This window comes from Blautia sp. AF17-9LB (assembly GCF_003479185.1).
GTDB classification, from domain to species: domain Bacteria; phylum Bacillota; class Clostridia; order Lachnospirales; family Lachnospiraceae; genus Fusicatenibacter; species Fusicatenibacter saccharivorans.
Genome location: NZ_QUGU01000021.1, coordinates 57,857 through 77,607 on the forward strand (window position 1 = coordinate 57,857; position 19,751 = coordinate 77,607).

The following is a 19,751-nucleotide window of genomic DNA, read 5'->3' on the forward strand; positions in this document are numbered from 1 at the left end:
CGGTTAAGTGATTAACGGATGGTTTATGTAGAAATAGATATTTGATTGTTATTGAATGATTTAATAATCATTCGGGTTATCAGCATCGTAATTGTGTTTTGAGGATAGATGCCAATCATTGATTCGTAAAATGTTTTTTATGGCTGAAAGAACCTCGAATATGTAACGTTTTTCAGTGCTGGTACAATCTGCCATTAATAAATCAATGTCAGTTTGATATTCCGTAGGATTGTATAACAAGTTCCCATAGAGTAATTCATCAATAGTAATTTCAAGTGCGTTGCTAATTTTGATTAAAGATTCTAAACTGGGTTTACGCTTGGCATTTTCAATATAGCTTATATAAACAGTAGAAAGATCAGCAATTTCAGCCAGCTCCTCGGCAGATAATCCTCGTTGTTTGCGGGTTTCTCTTATACGTTTGCCAATAAGTGCATAATTTATTTCCATGTCCTCACCTCCTTTCCATCACAACTTGACTTTTTTGTGTTGTAGATAGAAAAAATGGTGAGCTATACAACAGCAATTGGTTGTATAAAGAGAAGTATATCATATGTATATAGCAAAAAGAAGATTGTCGATTGATGGGAGAAAAAGGCGATAAGTTGTAATTGAACAACAGCGAAAAAAGGGTTATCATTTATGTATTAAAAATTATGTCTGGGAGGAAAATACATGGCAGATAAAGAGGAAATCAAAACACTGGAGGAATTAGAGGAAAAAGGAAGAGTACTGCGGGAGTACAAAGAAAAATTCCGGCAGATGTGCCAAGAGAATAAAATGATAAAGGGTTCGACAGTGCTGAAACTATATGATAAAATTGAAGAAATACAAAGAGAATATGAGCATTTAGATAATAAGCTGACATTAATGGAATACAACTTTATATAGTTCTATTTTTTTTGTTTTAATACTACTGTTTCCCTTAGTAAATACTTGTAAGATACATCTCTAATAATTTTGCGGATTTCTAGTTACAATTAAGGTAACTACTATCGGAAAGAGGTGTATTTACTTGCGTACAGAGGATTATATTGCGGACAATATTATAGCTTTATGTAAAAAACGTGATATGAGTAAATATCGGCTGTCACAATTGACTGGTATATCTCAATCTTCGATTGGAAAAATTATTGCTAAAGAAAGTTTACCAACTATGCCTACTGTAGAAAAGATATGTGATGCACTGGGAGTAACAATGGCACAATTCTTTGCCGGAATGGATGTTCCAGTAAGCTTATCAGAATCACAACAAGAGGTTCTGAATATTTGGAATAATCTTGATGAAAAAGAACAGAATGTAGTGATACAAATGCTCCGGGGACTTCAAAAATAAAGGAAACAGTTGTAACGAAAATGTTGACTGTTTCTTTTTTTATGGAGTTGAGAGATTATGGTGATTGAAAAGAAATATTATGATATTGCACAGCATGAATTGGAAGAAATGCAAAGAGAAATTAATGAAGAAAAAGCGCAAATGTCAGAAGAAGAGATGCTAGAGGATAAAAAATGGCATGATGAACAATTGGAAACAATTATTAAAAAGGCAGAAGCTCATATGCGTCGTTTTAAGAAAGTTCCAGATCCTCAAAAAGTAGTGAAATTCACTTTTTTACAAAAAGATGCATTGGAAATTGCACGAAATATGCAGATGAATATAAAAACTGAGCGTAAAGAAGATGATTTATGGGGGACGATAGAAATGTCATTTAATAATATGTGGTTTTTAGATTCGGCTCCTAGTGAATGGAAAGATATTTGGAATAACTTGCTGAAAGAAGCTCAGAGAGTGTATATAGAAGCAAAAGATAACATGATCATGTATCAATATTATTATGATTTGGCGGTAGAAGTTCCTTGTGTGCAGACACAATACAAATAATGATATATGAATGCTGTTCTGTAATAATTTTATGATATACTGTGGATATGATATGTAAAAATAGTCGGAGAAAGATTTGTGAATGCACGATTATTTAGGAGGAAAAAAGCATGACAGATGCAGAACAAAGAGAGGCTGCCCGTCAATTTGTAAACCGATGGATGGGAAAAGGGAAAGAAGATGAAGATGGACGTTCTTATTGGATTGATTTATTGACGAATGTTTTGGGAATGGATAATGTGACAGAACGTTTGAACTTTGAAAAGAAAGTTGTAATTGATGGAAATACAAAACGTATTGATGTGTATATTCCTGAAACACGAGTAATTATTGAACAGAAGAGTCTTGGAAAAGCATTGGATCAGAAAATCAGGAATTCAGGAGATGTTGATCTTACTCCATTTGAACAGGCAGACAGATATAATGGAAAGCTGACTTTTGATGAAAGAGCTCGGTGGATTGTTACGTCAAATTTTGCTGAAATTTGGATTTATGATATGAACCAGAAACAGCCAGAACCGACAAAGATTGCTTTAGATGAATTACAAAGCAAATATCCATTGTTGGACTTCTTGGTGAAAAAGGAAGTAAAGACAATATCGCATGAAATGGAAGTATCAATAAAAGCAGGAGGTATTGTTGGGCTTATTTATGATGCGTTTTTAAAACAATATCGTATACCAGATATTAAGGAAAAGGATGAAACACTTGAGCAGAGAGAAAAAAGAGAGCATAAACTAAAGAGCCTGAATGCTTTATGTGTGCGAATTGTTTTTTGCTTGTATGCAGAAGATGCTGGTATTTTTGGAAAGAGAAATATGTTCCATGATTATTTGGAAACATATGAAGTAAAGGATTGCCGGAGAGCTATAATAGAATTATTTAAGATATTGGATACACCTGTATCAGAGCGAGACGAGTATTTAGAGGAAGAACTTGCTCAGTTCCCGTATGTAAATGGTGGGTTATTTGCTGATGAAACTATTGAGATACCACCTTTTACAGAGAAAATTAAAGAATTACTTCTTACAAAAGCGTCAGAAGATTTTGACTGGAGTGATATTTCTCCAACTATATTTGGAGCGGTATTTGAATCTACATTAAATCCTGAGACCAGACGTTCAGGAGGAATGCATTATACATCTATTGAAAATATTCATAAAGTTATTAGTCCTCTTTTTTTGGAAGATTTGCAGAAGGAATTTGATAGTATTAGAGCAATTCAAGTGAAGCGTACCAGAGATAAAAAATTGGAAGAATTCCAAAATAAATTGGCATCACTTACATTTTTTGATCCTGCGTGTGGTTCCGGAAATTTCCTTACAGAAACATACCTGTCGCTTCGTCGTTTGGAGAATGAGGTGATAAAGGAAAAAGTTGGCGGACAAATGACATTGGTAGAGGTAAATAATCCAATTAGAGTTTCTATTCAGCAATTTTATGGAATAGAGATTAACGATTTTGCAGTTACAGTTGCGAAAACGGCTTTATGGATTGCAGAATCTCAAATGTTGGAAGAAACGAAAAATATTGTGTATGGATTTAATGACGATTTTCTTCCTTTAAAGACATATGTAAATATTACAGAAGGAAATGCATTAAGAATTGATTGGAATGATGTAATTCCTGCAGAAAAATTATCGTTTATAATGGGAAATCCGCCATTTGTAGGAGCACGTTGGATGGCGTCGGAGCAGAAGGAAGATGTTGAGAAGATATTTGAAGGATGGAAGAGTATAGGAAATCTTGATTATGTTAGTTGCTGGTATAAAAAAGCGGCTGACTATATGGGAAATTATAATATCAGAGCAGCATTGGTATCAACTAATTCAATTACACAGGGAGAAAGTGTTTCGATTCTCTGGAAACCGCTTTTTGAATCAGGTGTACACATTGATTTTGCATACAGAACATTTATATGGGATAGTGAAGCGTCAATAAAAGCGCATGTTCATTGTGTAATTGTTGGCTTTAGCAGAGCTGTAAATAATAAGCAGAAAATAATTTATTCAGGTGAGAACGCAATTCCGGCGAATAATATTAATGGATATTTGCTTGATGCAGAAAATATATTCATTGAAAAAAGAATGAAACCATTGTGTAATGTTCCTGAAATAGCATTAGGTGGGCAAGCAATTGATGGTGGATTTTTAATATTGACGGAAGAGGAAAAGGAAGAGTTTTTGGAAAAAGAACCACAGGCTTCTCCGTTTTTTAGACATTATATGATGGGAAAAGATTTTATTGATCGAAAGCCGAGATATTGTATTTGGCTTGTTGGAGCTGATCCTGGATTATTAAAAAAATGTCCGATGATATTAGAACGAGTGAATAAAGTACGTGAATTTAGACTTAGTAGTACAAGAGCGAACACAAAAAAAGCGGCTGAGAATCCAACTTTATTTGCATCAATACTTGAACATAAAAATCAATATATTGCGATTCCCAAAGTTTCTTCTCAGAATCGTAGATATATTCCAATGGATTATTTAGATGGTGAAATTATTCCGGGAGACAAATTATTCACTATGCCCAATGCATCATTTTATGAATTTGGTGTATTGATGTCGAATGTTCACATGGCATGGATGCGAGCAGTGTGTGGAAGATTAAAAAGTGATTATAGTTATTCAAACACAATAGTGTATAACAATTTTCCGTGGCCTGTAGTAACGGAGAAGAATCGGGAACAAATTGAAAAATCGGCACAGGAAATTTTGAAAGCAAGAACATTATATCCTAGTAGTAATCTTGCGGCTTTATATGATCCTTTAACAATGCCAGCCGAGTTACGACGAGCACATACTGCAAATGATAAAGCTGTTATGGCTGCGTATGGCTTTAGTACAAAAATGACGGAAGCAGATTGTGTGGGAGAGTTGATGAAATTATACCAGAAAATGCAATGATAAAAGTTTATAGAGCTGTTTTTTGCTCAAAGTAAAATATTTGAAAACATAGAATATTCCAAATCCATAAAAGATGAATGAAAACCAATATGGGAATTTTACATGTGTTACAAAATTTGTAAAATTTTCATATTGGTTTTTTTGTAATCTGTAAAAATTATAAATTTGGATATCGAGTAAGGTTTCGGATTTTTGATTTTTATGTATTTTTCAATTTTGGATATGGCTCCGAAATTGGCAATTTTGCGGAAGTGTATCCACACTTCCTGTCCTTGCTATTTTATAATCACATGGTGATTTCACAGGGATATAGGGCTGTTTAGCCTATTTTTTCTCCCTGTGCTGTGACCGAAGAAATTCGAGGAACCAATCATATATTTATGCTGAATGTGAGGAACTAGGGAGCACAATCCTTAGCAAGATTCCAACATCCGGAAAATGCCATAATGCTAAAATAGCGATATGGTATTACCGGGGTGGATCTTGCTCTAATGTGTACAGTAATCTCGGCATAAATAGAAAGAATGGGTTTGGGGAATCCCCAGCAAGATATAAACCTGATGAAAGAATATTTGTCGGAAAGACAATATTGTTAAACACAGGTGGATCTTGCTCTGGGGTAATTGAGAAACTTATGAGAAACAGAGATTCCACATATATTCTATTTACAAGGTATTTTATTTCAACGATGAAAGAAGTATTTTTATATCATCAAAATGCTATTGGGAGTTTATGCTGTTGGAAAGGCGTTGGCAGGAAAACAACTTCTAGTTGTCGGTGCAAATATAATGAATAGAAGTGTCCATTATATTTTTGGTGATAGGTATTTTTGTGGAATGCCTTTTATTTTTTTTGAATAATAAAATTTTAAATCTGTAGTCGATAGAAGCAGATGGTTAAAAAAAGCTTTTGATAACCATGAGTGTAAAAACAGAAAGCTGCGAAAATTTATTATGAGCTAATAGCAAAATTTGATATTTTGTGATATTGAGGGTATGGAGAATCGTAATCTCTATCAAGTTTGTCAGAGAATCATAATCCAGAAAAGGGATTTTGAGTTACTCTAGGCGATACTTGCTTTAGAAAATGATTAGCCATAATGAGTTGGAACGTGGGAGGAGGAAGTGTTAAAAAAAGAGAGAGCCATAAGTAACTCTCTCTGTGATAAAATCAAAAAGTTATAGTATCAGTGATTCGGTAAGATTACAAAAATCCTTAACAGGAATATTTTCTTTAAGTGGTAAAGCTGTCTCTAAAAAGGTTTCGTCTGCAAATCTTTCGAGTTCAGAATCAAAATGTATAATTGAAGCATTTGTATTTAATTGATATGGCGGAATTGTAACAAAATAATCATAATCTTCGTAAGAAGGAGTGGCGCAAGAAACTTTGATTTTTCCGCCCAATTTCAATTTTGCAAATTCTCCATAAATGGCAGTTAAGGCTTTTTTTCTTTCTTCATCAGAAGTAATTCTATCTACATATCTAATATACCAATAATCTATATTTCCCTCTTTTAATTCAATTAAATAATCGTATGATCTGGGTGTTCCGGATTTTATTGTCCATTCAACTTTATGCAGACTTGTCATCATGGAAAGTCCACGCATTAAGGTAGAAAAAAATTTTTCATGCACCTGAACAGTAGAGAGATCCAGAGAAAATCCATTGTCTGCAATTATCTTTTTTCGTTCCCGTATTTTCTTAGAAGAATATCCCGTTGCATCATATAACTCTTGGATAAGTTCTGGATCATCAATGGCTTTTGCAATTTTATCAATAGTGCTTTTATATGGTCTTCCAGATCGGGCACCGTTGAGCATTCGTGAAATGGTTGCATTATTTAAGCCTGTTTGTTCAGATAATTCTTTTTGTGTTTTTTTCTGTAAAATGATTTGAAGTATATTGATGAATCTTTCCTGATCGTAAACGCTGTCAGGATTTATTAGTGTGCCTGAATTTGATATAAATTCGTTCATGCAAATCTCCTCTTGACTTCTTTGACTTTATATAAATTGACTTCTTGTATTTTATCTTATCAATTATATCCCTAAAAATCAATTTAAAACATAAAGAAATCAAAAAATGCTTTATTGATATTCTTGTAAAAGTCAAAGAAATCAAAAACGTAATTGACATTTTGACTTCTTTGTGTATAATGTAGAATTAAGAAGTCAAAGAAGTCAAACAAATCAAAACGAAAGGAAGGAGGGCTGTGGATTGAAATATAGGGTTGTTTCGATTTTGAAAGATAATAGACCACGTTTTTTGATTATTTCTGATATTGAAGAAATTGAAATTCTTCCATCAAAGTATTTGAAGCATCTGGATCAGATTAATGCTTCTCCGAATACTGTAAAATCCGCAGCCTTCGCACTTTCATATTATTACAATTATCTGCAGGAGCAAACGATAGGATTGGATGAGATTACATTGCTATCCTATTCAGAGCAGAATAAACATTTTATTGATTTCTTGTATTGGGTTAAGAGTGGAAAGCATACTGAGCATAATACACAAACGAGCAATAAGACCTGCAATATGTATCTTGGTGCAGTTTTCAGATACTACCAGTTTTTGGCACTGGAAGATGTTTTGCCAATGCTTAAAGTCTTACGAGTAAAAAAAGTATCGTATTTTGACAGTATGGGAGTAAATCATCAAAATGCAGTGAATTCGTTTAAAGGTTTCTTCAAAGAAGAAGAACCTAATCTGGAAGAAATAACATCCGAAGAAATACAGGAGCTGATAAATGCCTGTACGAATGATAGAGATCGATTGCTGATAGCAATGATGGCAGAAACCGGTCTTAGATTAGGGGAAATTTTGGGAATCCATTATACCGAAGATATTGATTTTGAAAGAAGGACGGTTCGGGTAAGGTATCGTGAATCCAATACCAACTTGGCAAGAGCAAAAAATGCAGAATATAGAATGGCTTTGTTAAGTAATACAACTTTTGAGTTCTTGGTTAAGTACATTTCTGATAATCGAAAAAGTCTGATGAACTCGGAGTATCTATTTACAAAATTGACTGGAAAAAACAAAGGAGAGCCATTAGATGCGGATTCTGTGTATAGCATGTTGAAAAGACTATCCAAAAAAACGGATATCAATTCCCATCCGCATCAGCTCCGACACTATTTTGCGGAGGAAAGAAGAAAAGAAGGATGGGATTTGAATGACATTCGTTTTGCCCTGGGGCATAAGAAAGTTGAAACTACCATTAAATACTTGGGTGAAAATAATGAACGATTGATAGAAGCAACAGATCAATACTACTCAAATAATGAAGATTTATACCAAATTGCAGATTTTCTGTAAAAGGAAGGAGGGATTACCTTGGCAGTATTAAAAATTGTTCCGAAGTTATATCAGGAAAAAATATCTGAGAAATTAAAGGAAGAAATATCTTTAGTTACGAATGGAGAAGCAAAATACTATAACCGGTTATATAAATTTTTTCAGTATACAGATATACAGTGTACTGCAGATATTAACTATGAAACGAGAAAAATGTATATGGAGTCTCTTGAAAAAGAGGATATTTCAGAAAAATATAAAGTGGAATTAATGAGCTTATTTGATCGTTTAAAAATAGAAAATATGCCGGATGTCTATTCACAAGGAAATCCTTTCTCTGTAGAACAGGAGTTTTTTAAGCAAGACAAATTGTTTTTGCTGTATGTCCCCAATAAGAAGAAAGCACAATCTTTCCGTCAGGTGGTCGATAAGAATGATTTGTTATGGGACTTAACGAGGATACATTCATCACAGTTGGTGCGACAGACAAAAATATTGCTGTGTGAAATTCTGAATATGGATAAGGTACAAAGACATCGAAGATATTTTTTAGAACCATTAAAAGCACTTGTACGGTTTTGCGATAAGTACGGAATAGATGATATTGAAGAAATGGAACAGGCAGATGAAAACAGATTTTATCTGTATTTAAACAAGGAGTCAGAAATTATAAAAAAACAGGCTTCTAAGATTGTTGAGTTTGCGAGAAGAACGTTATTTCTAACAGATTCAGAGATAAATTGGCAAGCATGTATCTGGTATATGGATAGGTTTCAGTTTGATAAATCAAGAATCAATGCCAGTTCACCTGTTAAAAGCCTTTCATTTATTAATATTTACGAAAAAGAAAATCGTTGGTATTTACAATTATACGCAAAATATTTAGTTGGGATATCTGATCTGTCTTTATCAAATATCCGAATTACAATAAGTTTTATTTCACAATTTTTAAAATATCTGGATGGACAGAGTAAGAAAGTAACTGAACTGGAGATACAAGATATAGCGGATTATGTATCTATTTTGGATGTGTCCGATATTAAATATTCCACGTTTAACCGATATATAACTCATATACATACATTTCTACAGTTTTTGAAAATGAAAAATATTGAAGTGTTGAAGTTTTATCCGGAACGATTTTTTAAAAAAGGTTTTCCAGAACACAACGAAAGAAGTGTTCCAGAAAAAACAATTGCTCATCTGATTAAGGAGTTGCCGGCATTCCCAGAGCATTTACAGTTGATGTATTTGATTTTGTTTTGCACAGGAATTAGGAAAAGCGAGGTTTGTACAATAAAATCGGGAGCCTTTTATTCACAAGGCAATGAGAATTGGATGCGCATATATCAAAGCAAAATGCGGAGGGAAAAAGTCATTCCTGTTCCGAGTTTATTGGTTGGACTGGTGAACGATTATGAAAAAAAGTACGGAATAAAAAATGGGGAGTATTTATTCAAAAATAAAAAAGGTGGTGCATTTAATGGACAGACATTTTCAAATCAGATGATTCGGGAGTGTAAGGCTCGTGGGATTGCCTGTGGAGATTATATCTTTAGAGCACACGATTACAGACATAACCTTGCAACTTCAATGTACGGAAATGGAGTTTCTATACAAGGGGTACGAGATTATCTGGGACATTCAAGTGAGAATATGACAAAACAGTACATTGATTTCATGCCGGAACGTATTGTATCGGCTGAAGATAAATATTTTTCAAGAAATCAGTCATTTAAATTGAAAGGAGTAGAAGATGATGAAAGGTAATATTAATTTGATTTCTTATGACTGTTATCAACAAGCTACAGAAAAACAGTTGGCTGGGCTGAAATGGAAGGAAAACAGGGTGTACTACATATCAGAGATTCGTAATGAAAAGATACAGGATGAGATTTATGGGTATATCGATGATAGATGCAGACGTTTATCATTATCAACAGCCGTAAATGATATTTACAGATTTGATCTGTTGAAAGAATTTCTGAATGAGAAGTGTACAAGCTGTAGCAGCATTACTGATAAAAAATGGGAAGAACTGGAGAGAAGCTATAAAGCATTTTTATATAAAAAAGGATTGGCGCTGTACGTTAGAAGAAATAGACCGGATAGGCGGAATGTTGAGCAACAAAATAGCGCTCAGGTTTCTTTTCTGAAAATGTATTATGAGTATGTTGTGAAGTGTAAAACAGCAGATATTCCAGAAAATGAAAAAGATGTATGGGATATGAGAAAGCTGGATATTGTGCCAAGGAGTAATCCGATTCGTGGAAGATATAGATTAGATTTTCGTGAGATTAGGCAGAGAGAATTTAAAGAGATAATAAAGAGAATATTGTATAGCCACTGCCAGACAAAAGCAATGGGTAGTATAAAAGGCGAATTGTGTGGATTCCGTCGGTTTGCTAGATTTATGTATGATCGGTTTCCAGAAGTAAAGCATTTTACAGAAATTAGCAGGGATATGATAGAAGATTATCTGGTTTATATAAAAACGGATACCGGTCTTACATCAGTCAGTTACACAACAGAACTGTCGGTTTTGGATAATCTGCTGGATGAAATTGGGCGGGAACTGGAAATAGAAAATTTATGCAATCTTTTTCTGTCCAGTGATTGCAGAGCATATGACAACGCTTTGCCAGAAGCGTATTCAGATGCAGAAATCAGGAGATTTAATAGTGCATTAACAAAATTAAAGCCCCAGTTAGGAAGATGTCTAATAATACATCAGATGCTCGGTACAAGAATAGAGGATACGTTGACTTTGCGAAGGGATTGCTTATCTGAGAAATCTGGGCATTATTTTATAACTATTCTCCAGCATAAAACAAGGAAATACAAAAGACCAGTCAGCGATCAGCTGGCAGAAGTGATTAGAAAAGCAATAGAAGTTTCAGAAAAGGACCATCCAGATTCAGAATTTATTTTTCTGCAAGATAATGGGAAATTATATACAGATTCAATGCTGAAATATCATGTAAATATCATGATTTATGAAAATGATATCAGGGATGATAATGGAAATTATTTTGAGTTTCGTACACATCGTTTTAGACACACTTTTGGAGTAAAACTTACAGAAATGAAATTAGATGATGATAGCATTGCAAGGCTGTTGGGGCATAAGGATACACGAACCATACCACATTATCGGCGGTTAAGAAACGAAGCATTAGCGGAGGATACAAAGGCTGTACGAGATGAAATGAATGAATTATTAGCACAATACAGGAGGGAAAAGGAAAATGCAGAAACACGATAAAATGGTAGCACTGGCAAAAGAAAAAAGTGCGGAAATGACGGAAACAGCAATAACAGCTATTGAAACAATGTATAGAAAAAATATAAAAATTTCAGTTGCTGAACTTACAAAATTAACAGGACTTTCCAGAGGTTTTTTCTATAATAATCCGAATGTGAAACAGGTCATGATGGAATTGAAGGAAAAACAACAGGGAATGATATTGCGAAATCCTAAAAGCGATGCTATTGCAAAAGCACAGGAAGCACGGATTAAGAGTTTAGAACAGAAATTATCCGATAGTGTTCCGAAAAACGAATATGAGAATCTACAGAAAAAATATGAAGAATTACAAGTGAAATATAGTCAAATGAAAAAGGGAACACTGTTGAAGATGTACGACCAATTATAGGAAGAAAAGGAGAATATTTTATGCAGAACGAAATTTACGATGAGAAAAATGGACTTACTTATATGTTATGTGGTGATTATTATTTGCCGGAATTGGCACTTAAAGATATTGAACCAACATATGGGAAATATGGGATGCTTCGTAAAAGCTATTTACAGGAACACAGAAGGGCAAAATATCAAATATTGTTGTTACAAGGAAAACTTGTTGAGCATTTGAATCAGATTGATGCAGAAGCAAGGGATAGGGAAGAACAATTAGTAAAACAGATGATGGAGAAACAAGGAATTACAGAGAAATTAAAAAGACAGGACAACATGGAATGGACTAGGAGGATGAATACCATTTGTCATGATGCAGAAGAGATGATTTTGACGGAAATGATATACACGAAAGGATAATGAACTGTATTGGATAGCAAGAATTTTGCAGCCCGGATAGCAAAAAAGTGGAAGTCCGGATAGCAAAAAAATGGAAGTCCGGATGGCAGGATTCTTGCTGTCCGGAAAGATAAAAAAGTGAGGGATTAAAAATGTTGGTTAAGTACATAATAAAAGTGTTTTTGTGTTTGATTCTTGTAGTAATGACATTGATTTGCTGGTTATTAAAAATTCCTATGATGTTGGGAAATATTTTTCTTTACTTTTTATCAATTATATTTATTCTGACAGGTGTTTTGAGCTATGGATTTGCATTGGAATCTGCAAGAGAATGTGGTCGAATGATAATAATTGGGATGGCATTTGGTGCAATACCAGACTTTGTCCCATTTTTGGGAAAAAGTTTAGAGACATTGGTTGACAAACTGTTGAGTATGACAAATGAATGAGAAAGTCGATATGAAAGAGGGCTGTGAAAGGTTCTCTTTTCTTTTTGCAACTGTGAAATGGCAAGATAATAACGTTATATACATTGTGTATTAAGTACAGATATTGTATTTCTGCATGATGGGAACATAGGGAGTCCATATAAAGGCAATCAATACCGGGCATGCGGGATCTTTGAGCACGGCACATGCAAACAGCGTGAAAGATATGATCTCCCGTCTGGAAACGATGGTGCTGATGGGAGTGCAGCTCCCGTTGGAAGCAATCCGCCGCCAGATTGCATCGGGAATCGAAATTCTCGTGCATTTAGGACGCGGGGAGGATGGAAGCCGTCGGGTGGAGGAGATCGCAGAGATCACAGGGATGGAGGAGGACGAAATCAAAACGGTTTCTTTGTTTCGAAGAGAATATGGGAGAGGCTTGCAAAAGACAGGCGAACTGGTACACAGAGAAAAACTGGAGGGGAAAACAGGATGAGAATACGTGAGGGAAGCCAGGTAAAGACGGGCATGGCAGAGGAGAAGGAGACGAAGGGGATCGACTATCAGACCTGGGAATTTACCGGTCGGGAATATCTCGAAATAGCGGGAATCAGTCTTGGGATTGCCGCCGCTGTGAACCTGCTCTGTTACCGGGCGTGGTGGGCATGCATTGCTGTGGTTCCGGTTGGAATCGTATGTTTTCACACGTATCGGAAAAACCGGATTCAGAGACGGAAAGAGGAGCTGTACGACAGCTTCCGGGATCTGATTGCGTGGATGCACACGGCACTGCGTTCCGGCTATTCCATGGAAAATGCAGTGCTGGAGGCGGCAGGACAGCTGGAACAGTCGCTGGGAAAAGAAAACATTCTGGTACAGGAACTGCGCCGGATGCGTCATAAAATGATGATTTCCGTGTCGGTGGAACAACTGTTTCAGGATCTTGCGGTGCGAAGCCGCATTGACGATATTGCGACGTTTGCAAGTGTACTGGTGATTGCGAAGCGGACAGGAGGAAATGTCTGCGAGATCTTTCAGAATACGTGGGATATTTTCTGTACGAGAATTGACACGATGCGGGAAATCCGTGCGGGCGTTTCTTCCCGGCGGTTCGAGCAGAATATTATGAGTGTTGTGCCGTTTGGAATTCTGGGATATGTACAGCTTTCCTTTCCGGAATTCTTAAGTGTGATGTATGGGAATGTAATCGGGGTTTTCTTCATGAGCGGATGCCTTGCCGTGTATCTGGCGGCATGGGTGCTTGGAAAGAAGATTCTGGACATTGAGTTTTAAGAAGCAATTGAAGTTTAAAAAGTAAGACTGCGAATCATAACGATTCGTCCGCAAAAAAAGGGGAGGAATCAAATGTTGTGGATTTGTCTGACCGCATGGGCGGGGCTGTTCATCTGGTATTTCCGGATGAGAAAAAAGGCGGAAGATCACAAATTGGTGAGACGGATTTTCTGCCTTGCAGCGACAGGGTTTATAGCGGGCACTGCACTCTGCCTTCCGATCGGAGTGCGAAAAGTTTCAGGAGATGAAAAAGCGGAACTTCAACTGGAACGGGGTGCCTTAGGCAGCCAACCGACAGAGGAAAAACTTGAGGTTTCTGTTGGAAATCAGAAACCGGAAAGAATTACACTGTCTGTACCTGCAAGAGCTTACAGCGCAGAAGAGATAGAAGAGGCGTTCAGTGCGGCGATAGAGGCGCTGGATGAAATCATCTTAGGTGAGAATCTGTCTTTTCATACGGTAAACAGAAACATGGATCTGGTTACGGAAATACCGGGAAGCCCGGTGGCGCTTAGCTGGGAAACAGACAGGCCGTTGTTGATTGACAGCCGGGGTTTGCTGTCAGACGAGATTCCCGAAGAAGGAGTGGAGGTTACGCTGAAAGCGGAACTGGAACTTCAGGGGGAAACAACAGAATATATACGGAAGGTTCAGGTCTATCCACCGGAGATAAAAGGGCGGGATGCGGTTCTTAGGGCACTGAAAAAAGCAGTGGAAAAAGAAAACGAAGCGCATCCCGAAGAAACAGCCTATTATCTGCCGGAGACACTGAACGGAGAAACTGTAACATGGTCAAAAGTGCCGGATCTGACAGGTCTGGAACTTATGGCACTTGCCGCGGCGGCAGGAGCAGTCTGCTGGGCGGCAAAAGGAAGGGAACAAGAAAAAGCAAGGCAGAAAAGAGAAGAACAGATGCTGCGGGATTATCCCGAAATTGTCAGCAAAATGGTTCTTCTTCTGGGTGCCGGGCTTGGGATGCGGAAAGTACTCGAGCGGATTGCAGTGGATTACCGGAAAAATCTGGCGCTTGGCGGGCAGAAACGTTTTGCCTATGAAGAGATTGTATTTACCTGCCAGGAGATGGAAAACGGTGTTTCCGAGCAGGAAGCGTACCAGCGCATGGGAATGCGTATGGGAACCGGAGCGTATCGTTCCCTTGCTGTTCTGCTGACGCAGAATCTGAAAAAAGGCAGTAAAGGACTGCTGGAATTATTGAAACAGGAATCGCAGGAGGCCTTTGAGGAGAGAAGAAGGCAGGCGAAAACAACAGGAGAAAAGGCATCGACAAAGCTTCTTCTTCCGATGGGCATGATGCTTGCGGTTGTATTGGTCATACTCACGGTTCCGGCATTTTTGTCCTTTTATGCATAGGGGATGTTTTTATCCCCACAACAAACAGCTGGTAAAGAGAGGAGGTGGGAATTATGAAGCTGATATCGGAGTTCTGGAAAGAGGAAGATGCAGTGGGGGTTGTGGAAGTGATTCTGATTCTCGTTGTGCTGATCGGACTCGTACTAATCTTTAAAAAGCAGCTTGTGAGTCTGGTCAACAGTCTGATGGAGAAGGTCACAAACCAGAGCAACACCGTATAAACGGGAAAATGTCCAATACGGAACTCCAAAGAAAAATTTAGAAGCCGGTACGGACCTATATGTCATTTGCATATCTGTGTCTCGGTATATCCTTTATCCGATCCACGGCATCTAAAGTTCGAAAAAGTAAAAGTAAAGTGGAAGGAGCTGTATCCCATGAGGGAAACAGAAAGACAGAAAAGATGGGCAGCCGGAAGCATAACAGCATATTTGTGTCTCGTTCTGATACTGATGCTTTCCCTGATTTCCGGGACAATTGCGTCGGTGCGAAATGCCCATGCACGGGTGATGACGGCCTGCGCAATGGAACAGGGACTGTATTCTCTGTTTGCCGGGTATGACAGAACACTGCTGGGACAGTACGAGCTGTTTTTTTATAACGGCGGGGATAAGAGCGGTGTCTGGAAACCTGAAACCATGAGCAGAAAAGTCGCAGAAACTGCGGGAGAAGTTCTGTCCCCCACTGCATCGGGGATGGGAATTCTATCAGGCAGTTTATCTGGCGGACAGGTTACAGAAGTTTATCTCGGCGGCTATCGTCTTGCGACAGACGAGGAGGGAAGTGCTTTCTCCCGTCAGATCTGTGAGGCAATGAAAGCCAGCCTTGGAACTTATGGAATACAGCAGCTTTCCCAGAAATTAAGAGGAGAACAGGAAATCGTGAAACGTCAGGAGGACGGACAGAGCGGTTACGAGGAAGAGGAGGTTTTAAAACAGTATGAAGAATCCAAACAGCCAGAAGAGGGAACAGAAAAAACAGAAGGTGAAGGAGAATCTGGAAACGGCACGCCTTCGGAACCGGATCAGAAGCAGCCGGTACCGGAAGATTTTGTGAATCCGATTGAGGTCATTCAAAAAGTAATGAAAATGGGAATTTTAGGACTGGTCCTCCCGGAAGGGCAGGCACTGTCGCAGGGGGAAACGGATGTATCGTTTCTTGCATCAAAACGGGAGCTGCAGAGCGGGTTTGGCATGGCAGAGTGTGGAAAAGAACTGAGCTTTGTGGATAAGATACTTTCGTCCGAATATATTCTGTGGAAATTTCCGTGCTATACCAGCAAGGAGAAGAAGGAAGGGCTGCAGTGCCAGGTGGAATATGTGCTCTGCGGAAAAAACAGTGATCAGGATAATCTGGCGGGAACCGTGAACCGTCTGCTGGCGCTGCGGGAGGCGGCAAATCTGGTGTATCTGGCGAAAGATGCGCAGAAGCAGGGCGAGATGGAAGCAATGGCGGGGGTAATTGCCGCGTCGTTTGGAGTTCCGGCGGCGATGCCGGTTGTGAAAATGGCACTTGCCGTGTGCTGGGCATTTGCAGAAAGCATTCTGGATCTGCGGGAACTGCTGGATGGTGGAAAAGTAGCGCTGTTCAAAACGGCAGAATCGTGGCAGCTTTCTCTGGAACAGCTTCCGAAACTGCTGGAAACAGGGGATCAGAGCAGAAAAAATGCACCGGGCGGCATGGAGTATTCCGATTATCTGCGGCTGCTTTTGATGCAGAAATCGGGAAAAGCGGTAACGTTTGGAGCGATGGATCTGGTGGAATACAATATGCGGACAGAACAGCAGCAGCCGGGTTTCCGACTGGATTGCTGTGTCGATGAACTGGAAGCCGGTTTTACGGCGGTAATTGGGAAACGAGAGTATGAGATTACGAGAAATTATGGATATGAGATGCAGGGAGCAGCCTGAAAAATGGGATGACTCCGGCAGGGATACAAAAGGGTGTTCTTCTGAACGGCACATTTATTTCTGGAACCTTATCAAAAAACTTATCCACTCTTCCGGGAATTTTTATAAATCCGGATCAGGAGAGCAGCCTTTTGTAAAACGAAAATGGAACAGGGCAAGCCTGACGGTGGAAGCTTCACTGGCACTTCCTGTTTTTCTGATCGCGGTTCTTGTGTTATTAAAAATCGTGGATCTTTACCGGCTGCATGGAATGCTGACGGTATCTCTGCAGGAGTCCGCGCGGTATCTTTCCGTCTGTGCCTACGCGGTGGATGAGACGGGAAAAGAAACGTATGAAATACCGGAAACGGCCGCGTGCATTGCTTATGCAGAAGCAAAGATTCCAAAAGAAATCCGCGAAAATGGAATGGTGACACTGGCAGGAAGCCGTGTGAAAAATGGATGGCTGGAACTGAAAGCGATTTACTGGCCGAAAATGGGAAACCGCCTCGTTCCGGTGCGGAACCGGGGAATTGCAGCGTGTGCGAAAGTGCATCTGTTCTGCGGAAAGACAGAAGAGGAGGCGGATGAAGAAGAGGGCGAAGCAAAACAGATGGTGTGGGTGACTGAGAACGGCAGTGTGTATCATACCGATTCGTCGTGCAGTCATATTAATCTTTCGATCCAGGTTTCCTCACCGGGTGCGCTTGCGTGGAAACGGAATCAGGATGGAGAAAAATATAAGGAATGCGAACAGTGCGTGGGAAATGGCGCTGCGGGGGCAGAAGTTTACTATACGAAATACGGAAACCGGTATCATAACAGTCTTTCCTGCAAAGGGCTGAAACGTAAAGTAAAACTTGTAGCACTGGAACAGACGGATGGACTGCCGCAGTGCTCGAAATGCGCGAAAAAGGCGGCGTAAGAAAGCCGGATATGAGCAGAGCAGGTGTCTTCTTTCCGGGTGAGACTGGAAAGAAGGACGGTAAACAGAAACTCGGGTTTGCGGAAAGGAGGAAAATATAAGTAACTAAATATATTGTCAAATGTGATATAACGTGTTTAAATATGTAAAAGGAGAATCATATTATGAACACATCAAATATCACAAACTACAAGCCGAAAGATTTTGCTGAACTGTTAGGGATATCTGTTAAAACGTTACAGCGTTGGGACAGAGAAGGGATTTTAAAAGCAAATCGAACTCCAACTGACAGGCGTTATTATACGTATGACCAATATCTTCAATTCAAAGGCATAAATATCGAAAATGATAAACGTCAGGCAGTTATTTATGCCAGAGTATCTACAAAAAATCAAAAAGACGATTTGCAAAACCAGGTCGCATTTTTACGACAGTTTTGTAATGCTAGGGGAATCATTGTAGACCAATGTATCGAAGAGTATGGAAGTGGTCTTAATTACAACCGCAAAAAGTGGAATAAATTATTAGATGAAGTAATGGAACAGAAAGTAAAAACGATCATCATAACCCACAAAGACAGATTTATCCGATTCGGTTATGATTGGTTTGAAAAATTCTGTATGAAATGCAACACAACGATCGTGGTGGTAAACAACGAAGAATTATCACCACAGGAAGAACTTGTACAGGATATTGTTTCCATACTTCATGTGTTCTCCTGCAGGCTGTATGGACTTCGTAAGTATAAAAAACAAATAGAGAGGGACGAGGAAATTGCTAAAGAGCTTCAGGACGGAAATCCATCCGACAGAAGAGCAGAAAGTCAGGATTCATAAAACAATAGGAACTTGTAGATTTATTTATAATTTCTATCTGGCCCATAACAAAGAACTTTATCAAAATGGCGAAAAATTCATGAGCAGCAGTAAATTCAGAGTCTGGCTGAATCATGAATACCTTCCACAACATCCAGAATATTTATGGATTAAGGAAGCATACTCAAAAGCGGTGACCCAGGCAGTAAATCATGGACAGACTGCATTTAAAAAATTCTTTAATCATGAAAGTGCTTTTCCGAAGTTCAAAAAGAAAGGCAGATCAGATGTGAAGATGTATTTCGTAAAGAATAATCCGAAAGATTGTCGCTGCGAGAGACACCGAGTTAACATTCCATCACTTGGATGGGTTCGTATCAAAGAAAAAGGATACATTCCTACGACGAAAGAAGGATATATCATAAAAAGCGGCCATGTTTCCATGAAAGCGGGCAGATATTATGTTTCGGCTCTTATAGAAATTCCTGATAATAAAACTGCTGATCTTTCTAACGAAGGAATCGGCATCGACCTGGGGTTAAAGGATTTTGCCATTGTTTCAAATGGTAAGACATATAAGAATATCAACAAATCAGCAAGATTAAAGAAATTAGAAAAACGACTCGTTCGGGAACAGAGATGTCTCTCCCGAAAGTATGAAAATCTAAAGAAAGGAGAGTCCACTCAAAGAGCGAATATACAAAAACAAAAACTTAAGGTACAAAAACTTCATCATAAAATAGACAATATCCGTACGGATTACATCAATAAGACAATCGCAGAGATCGTAAAAACCAAACCATCTTATATAACGATTGAAGACTTAAATGTATCGGGGATGATGAAGAACAAACATCTTTCAAGAGCAGTTGCTTCGCAGAAGTTTTACGAATTCAGAATAAA

20 protein-coding genes are annotated in these 19,751 nt (G+C 38.3%); 18 read left to right on the forward strand and 2 right to left on the reverse strand.

Annotated elements, in window-relative coordinates; translation table 11 throughout:
• Positions 1–60: 60 nt before the first annotated feature.
• Entirely contained in the window at positions 61–450 is a 390-nt protein-coding gene (locus tag DWX00_RS17510; RefSeq protein ID WP_008374249.1) for a helix-turn-helix domain-containing protein, read from the reverse strand.
• Positions 451–675: 225 nt separating this feature from the next.
• On the opposite strand from DWX00_RS17510, the gene DWX00_RS17515 reads away from it, so the two are divergent.
• From DWX00_RS17515 to DWX00_RS17530, 4 genes are all read left to right on the forward strand, one after another.
• Positions 676–891, forward strand: a complete 216-nt coding sequence (locus DWX00_RS17515) for a hypothetical protein (protein WP_013976761.1) — start codon at positions 676–678, stop codon at positions 889–891.
• A gap of 124 nt (positions 892–1,015) precedes the next feature.
• The gene (locus DWX00_RS17520; protein WP_013976760.1) at positions 1,016–1,336 is read left to right on the forward strand and encodes a helix-turn-helix domain-containing protein; all 321 of its coding nucleotides are present in this window, start codon (positions 1,016–1,018) and stop codon (positions 1,334–1,336) included.
• A 57-nt stretch (positions 1,337–1,393) separates the two neighbouring features.
• Positions 1,394–1,882, forward strand: coding sequence for a chemotaxis protein CheY (locus DWX00_RS17525; RefSeq protein ID WP_117942814.1), 489 nt, complete (start codon positions 1,394–1,396; stop codon positions 1,880–1,882).
• A gap of 110 nt (positions 1,883–1,992) precedes the next feature.
• The gene (locus tag DWX00_RS17530) at positions 1,993–4,791 is read left to right on the forward strand and encodes a DNA methyltransferase (protein WP_117592868.1); all 2,799 of its coding nucleotides are present in this window, start codon (positions 1,993–1,995) and stop codon (positions 4,789–4,791) included.
• Between the two features lie 1,178 nt (positions 4,792–5,969).
• Here DWX00_RS17530 and DWX00_RS17535 read toward each other — a convergent pair.
• Entirely contained in the window at positions 5,970–6,767 is a 798-nt protein-coding gene (locus DWX00_RS17535) for a helix-turn-helix domain-containing protein (RefSeq protein WP_117649577.1), read from the reverse strand.
• Positions 6,768–7,008: 241 nt separating this feature from the next.
• Between DWX00_RS17535 and DWX00_RS17540 the strand changes: the two genes are divergently transcribed.
• The 14 genes from DWX00_RS17540 to DWX00_RS17605 form a co-directional block, all read left to right on the forward strand.
• Positions 7,009–8,112 carry a tyrosine-type recombinase/integrase gene (locus DWX00_RS17540; RefSeq protein ID WP_117649575.1) on the forward strand — a complete coding sequence of 368 codons (1,104 nt, stop codon included), beginning with the start codon at positions 7,009–7,011 and terminating at the stop codon, positions 8,110–8,112.
• Between the two features lie 18 nt (positions 8,113–8,130).
• On the forward strand, positions 8,131–9,861 hold the full coding sequence (locus tag DWX00_RS17545; RefSeq protein ID WP_117942815.1) for a tyrosine-type recombinase/integrase: 1,731 nt from the start codon (positions 8,131–8,133) through the stop codon (positions 9,859–9,861).
• Positions 9,848–11,356 (forward strand): tyrosine-type recombinase/integrase, encoded by a 1,509-nt coding sequence (locus DWX00_RS17550; protein WP_243038051.1) that lies wholly within the window; start codon positions 9,848–9,850, stop codon positions 11,354–11,356. Before DWX00_RS17545 ends, DWX00_RS17550 begins: the two co-directional genes overlap by 14 nt.
• Positions 11,340–11,747: a DUF6262 family protein gene (locus DWX00_RS17555; protein ID WP_117592877.1), complete on the forward strand. Its 408-nt coding sequence runs from the start codon at positions 11,340–11,342 to the stop codon at positions 11,745–11,747. Before DWX00_RS17550 ends, DWX00_RS17555 begins: the two co-directional genes overlap by 17 nt.
• A gap of 20 nt (positions 11,748–11,767) precedes the next feature.
• Positions 11,768–12,148 carry a TnpV protein gene (locus DWX00_RS17560; protein WP_117592879.1) on the forward strand — a complete coding sequence of 127 codons (381 nt, stop codon included), beginning with the start codon at positions 11,768–11,770 and terminating at the stop codon, positions 12,146–12,148.
• 131 nt (positions 12,149–12,279) lie between these two features.
• On the forward strand, positions 12,280–12,576 hold the full coding sequence (locus tag DWX00_RS17565) for a hypothetical protein (protein ID WP_117592881.1): 297 nt from the start codon (positions 12,280–12,282) through the stop codon (positions 12,574–12,576).
• Between the two features lie 172 nt (positions 12,577–12,748).
• The gene (locus DWX00_RS17570; RefSeq protein WP_055219111.1) at positions 12,749–13,051 is read left to right on the forward strand and encodes a hypothetical protein; all 303 of its coding nucleotides are present in this window, start codon (positions 12,749–12,751) and stop codon (positions 13,049–13,051) included.
• Positions 13,048–13,848, forward strand: coding sequence for a type II secretion system F family protein (locus tag DWX00_RS17575; RefSeq protein WP_118595894.1), 801 nt, complete (start codon positions 13,048–13,050; stop codon positions 13,846–13,848). Before DWX00_RS17570 ends, DWX00_RS17575 begins: the two co-directional genes overlap by 4 nt.
• 72 nt (positions 13,849–13,920) lie before the next feature.
• Complete coding sequence (locus DWX00_RS17580) at positions 13,921–15,219, forward strand: type II secretion system F family protein (RefSeq protein ID WP_118595895.1); 1,299 nt, start codon at positions 13,921–13,923, stop codon at positions 15,217–15,219.
• A 53-nt stretch (positions 15,220–15,272) separates the two neighbouring features.
• Positions 15,273–15,440, forward strand: coding sequence for a Flp1 family type IVb pilin (locus DWX00_RS17585; protein WP_022461946.1), 168 nt, complete (start codon positions 15,273–15,275; stop codon positions 15,438–15,440).
• 156 nt (positions 15,441–15,596) lie between these two features.
• Complete coding sequence (locus DWX00_RS17590) at positions 15,597–17,129, forward strand: DUF5702 domain-containing protein (protein ID WP_118595896.1); 1,533 nt, start codon at positions 15,597–15,599, stop codon at positions 17,127–17,129.
• Positions 17,083–18,033, forward strand: coding sequence for a TadE/TadG family type IV pilus assembly protein (locus DWX00_RS17595; RefSeq protein WP_147342475.1), 951 nt, complete (start codon positions 17,083–17,085; stop codon positions 18,031–18,033). Before DWX00_RS17590 ends, DWX00_RS17595 begins: the two co-directional genes overlap by 47 nt.
• Before the next feature lie 179 nt (positions 18,034–18,212).
• Positions 18,213–18,869, forward strand: coding sequence for an IS607 family transposase (locus DWX00_RS17600; RefSeq protein WP_199669522.1), 657 nt, complete (start codon positions 18,213–18,215; stop codon positions 18,867–18,869).
• Positions 18,808–19,751, forward strand: a 944-nt coding sequence (locus DWX00_RS17605; RefSeq protein WP_147398278.1) for an RNA-guided endonuclease InsQ/TnpB family protein, incomplete at its 3' end; no start/stop codon positions are given. The genes DWX00_RS17600 and DWX00_RS17605, both read left to right, overlap by 62 nt.

Coding starts and splice junctions, on each gene's coding strand:
- DWX00_RS17535 (WP_117649577.1), bottom strand. CDS start 6,767: ATGAACGAATTTATATCAAATTCAGGCACACTAATAAATCCTGACAGC.
- DWX00_RS17525 (WP_117942814.1), top strand. CDS start 1,394: ATGGTGATTGAAAAGAAATATTATGATATTGCACAGCATGAATTGGAA.
- DWX00_RS17575 (WP_118595894.1), top strand. CDS start 13,048: ATGAGAATACGTGAGGGAAGCCAGGTAAAGACGGGCATGGCAGAGGAG.
- DWX00_RS17580 (WP_118595895.1), top strand. CDS start 13,921: ATGTTGTGGATTTGTCTGACCGCATGGGCGGGGCTGTTCATCTGGTAT.
- DWX00_RS17550 (WP_243038051.1), top strand. CDS start 9,848: ATGATGAAAGGTAATATTAATTTGATTTCTTATGACTGTTATCAACAA.
- DWX00_RS17565 (WP_117592881.1), top strand. CDS start 12,280: ATGTTGGTTAAGTACATAATAAAAGTGTTTTTGTGTTTGATTCTTGTA.
- DWX00_RS17590 (WP_118595896.1), top strand. CDS start 15,597: ATGAGGGAAACAGAAAGACAGAAAAGATGGGCAGCCGGAAGCATAACA.
- DWX00_RS17560 (WP_117592879.1), top strand. CDS start 11,768: ATGCAGAACGAAATTTACGATGAGAAAAATGGACTTACTTATATGTTA.
- DWX00_RS17595 (WP_147342475.1), top strand. CDS start 17,083: ATGAGATTACGAGAAATTATGGATATGAGATGCAGGGAGCAGCCTGAA.
- DWX00_RS17585 (WP_022461946.1), top strand. CDS start 15,273: ATGAAGCTGATATCGGAGTTCTGGAAAGAGGAAGATGCAGTGGGGGTT.
- DWX00_RS17510 (WP_008374249.1), bottom strand. CDS start 450: ATGGAAATAAATTATGCACTTATTGGCAAACGTATAAGAGAAACCCGC.
- DWX00_RS17530 (WP_117592868.1), top strand. CDS start 1,993: ATGACAGATGCAGAACAAAGAGAGGCTGCCCGTCAATTTGTAAACCGA.
- DWX00_RS17555 (WP_117592877.1), top strand. CDS start 11,340: ATGCAGAAACACGATAAAATGGTAGCACTGGCAAAAGAAAAAAGTGCG.
- DWX00_RS17515 (WP_013976761.1), top strand. CDS start 676: ATGGCAGATAAAGAGGAAATCAAAACACTGGAGGAATTAGAGGAAAAA.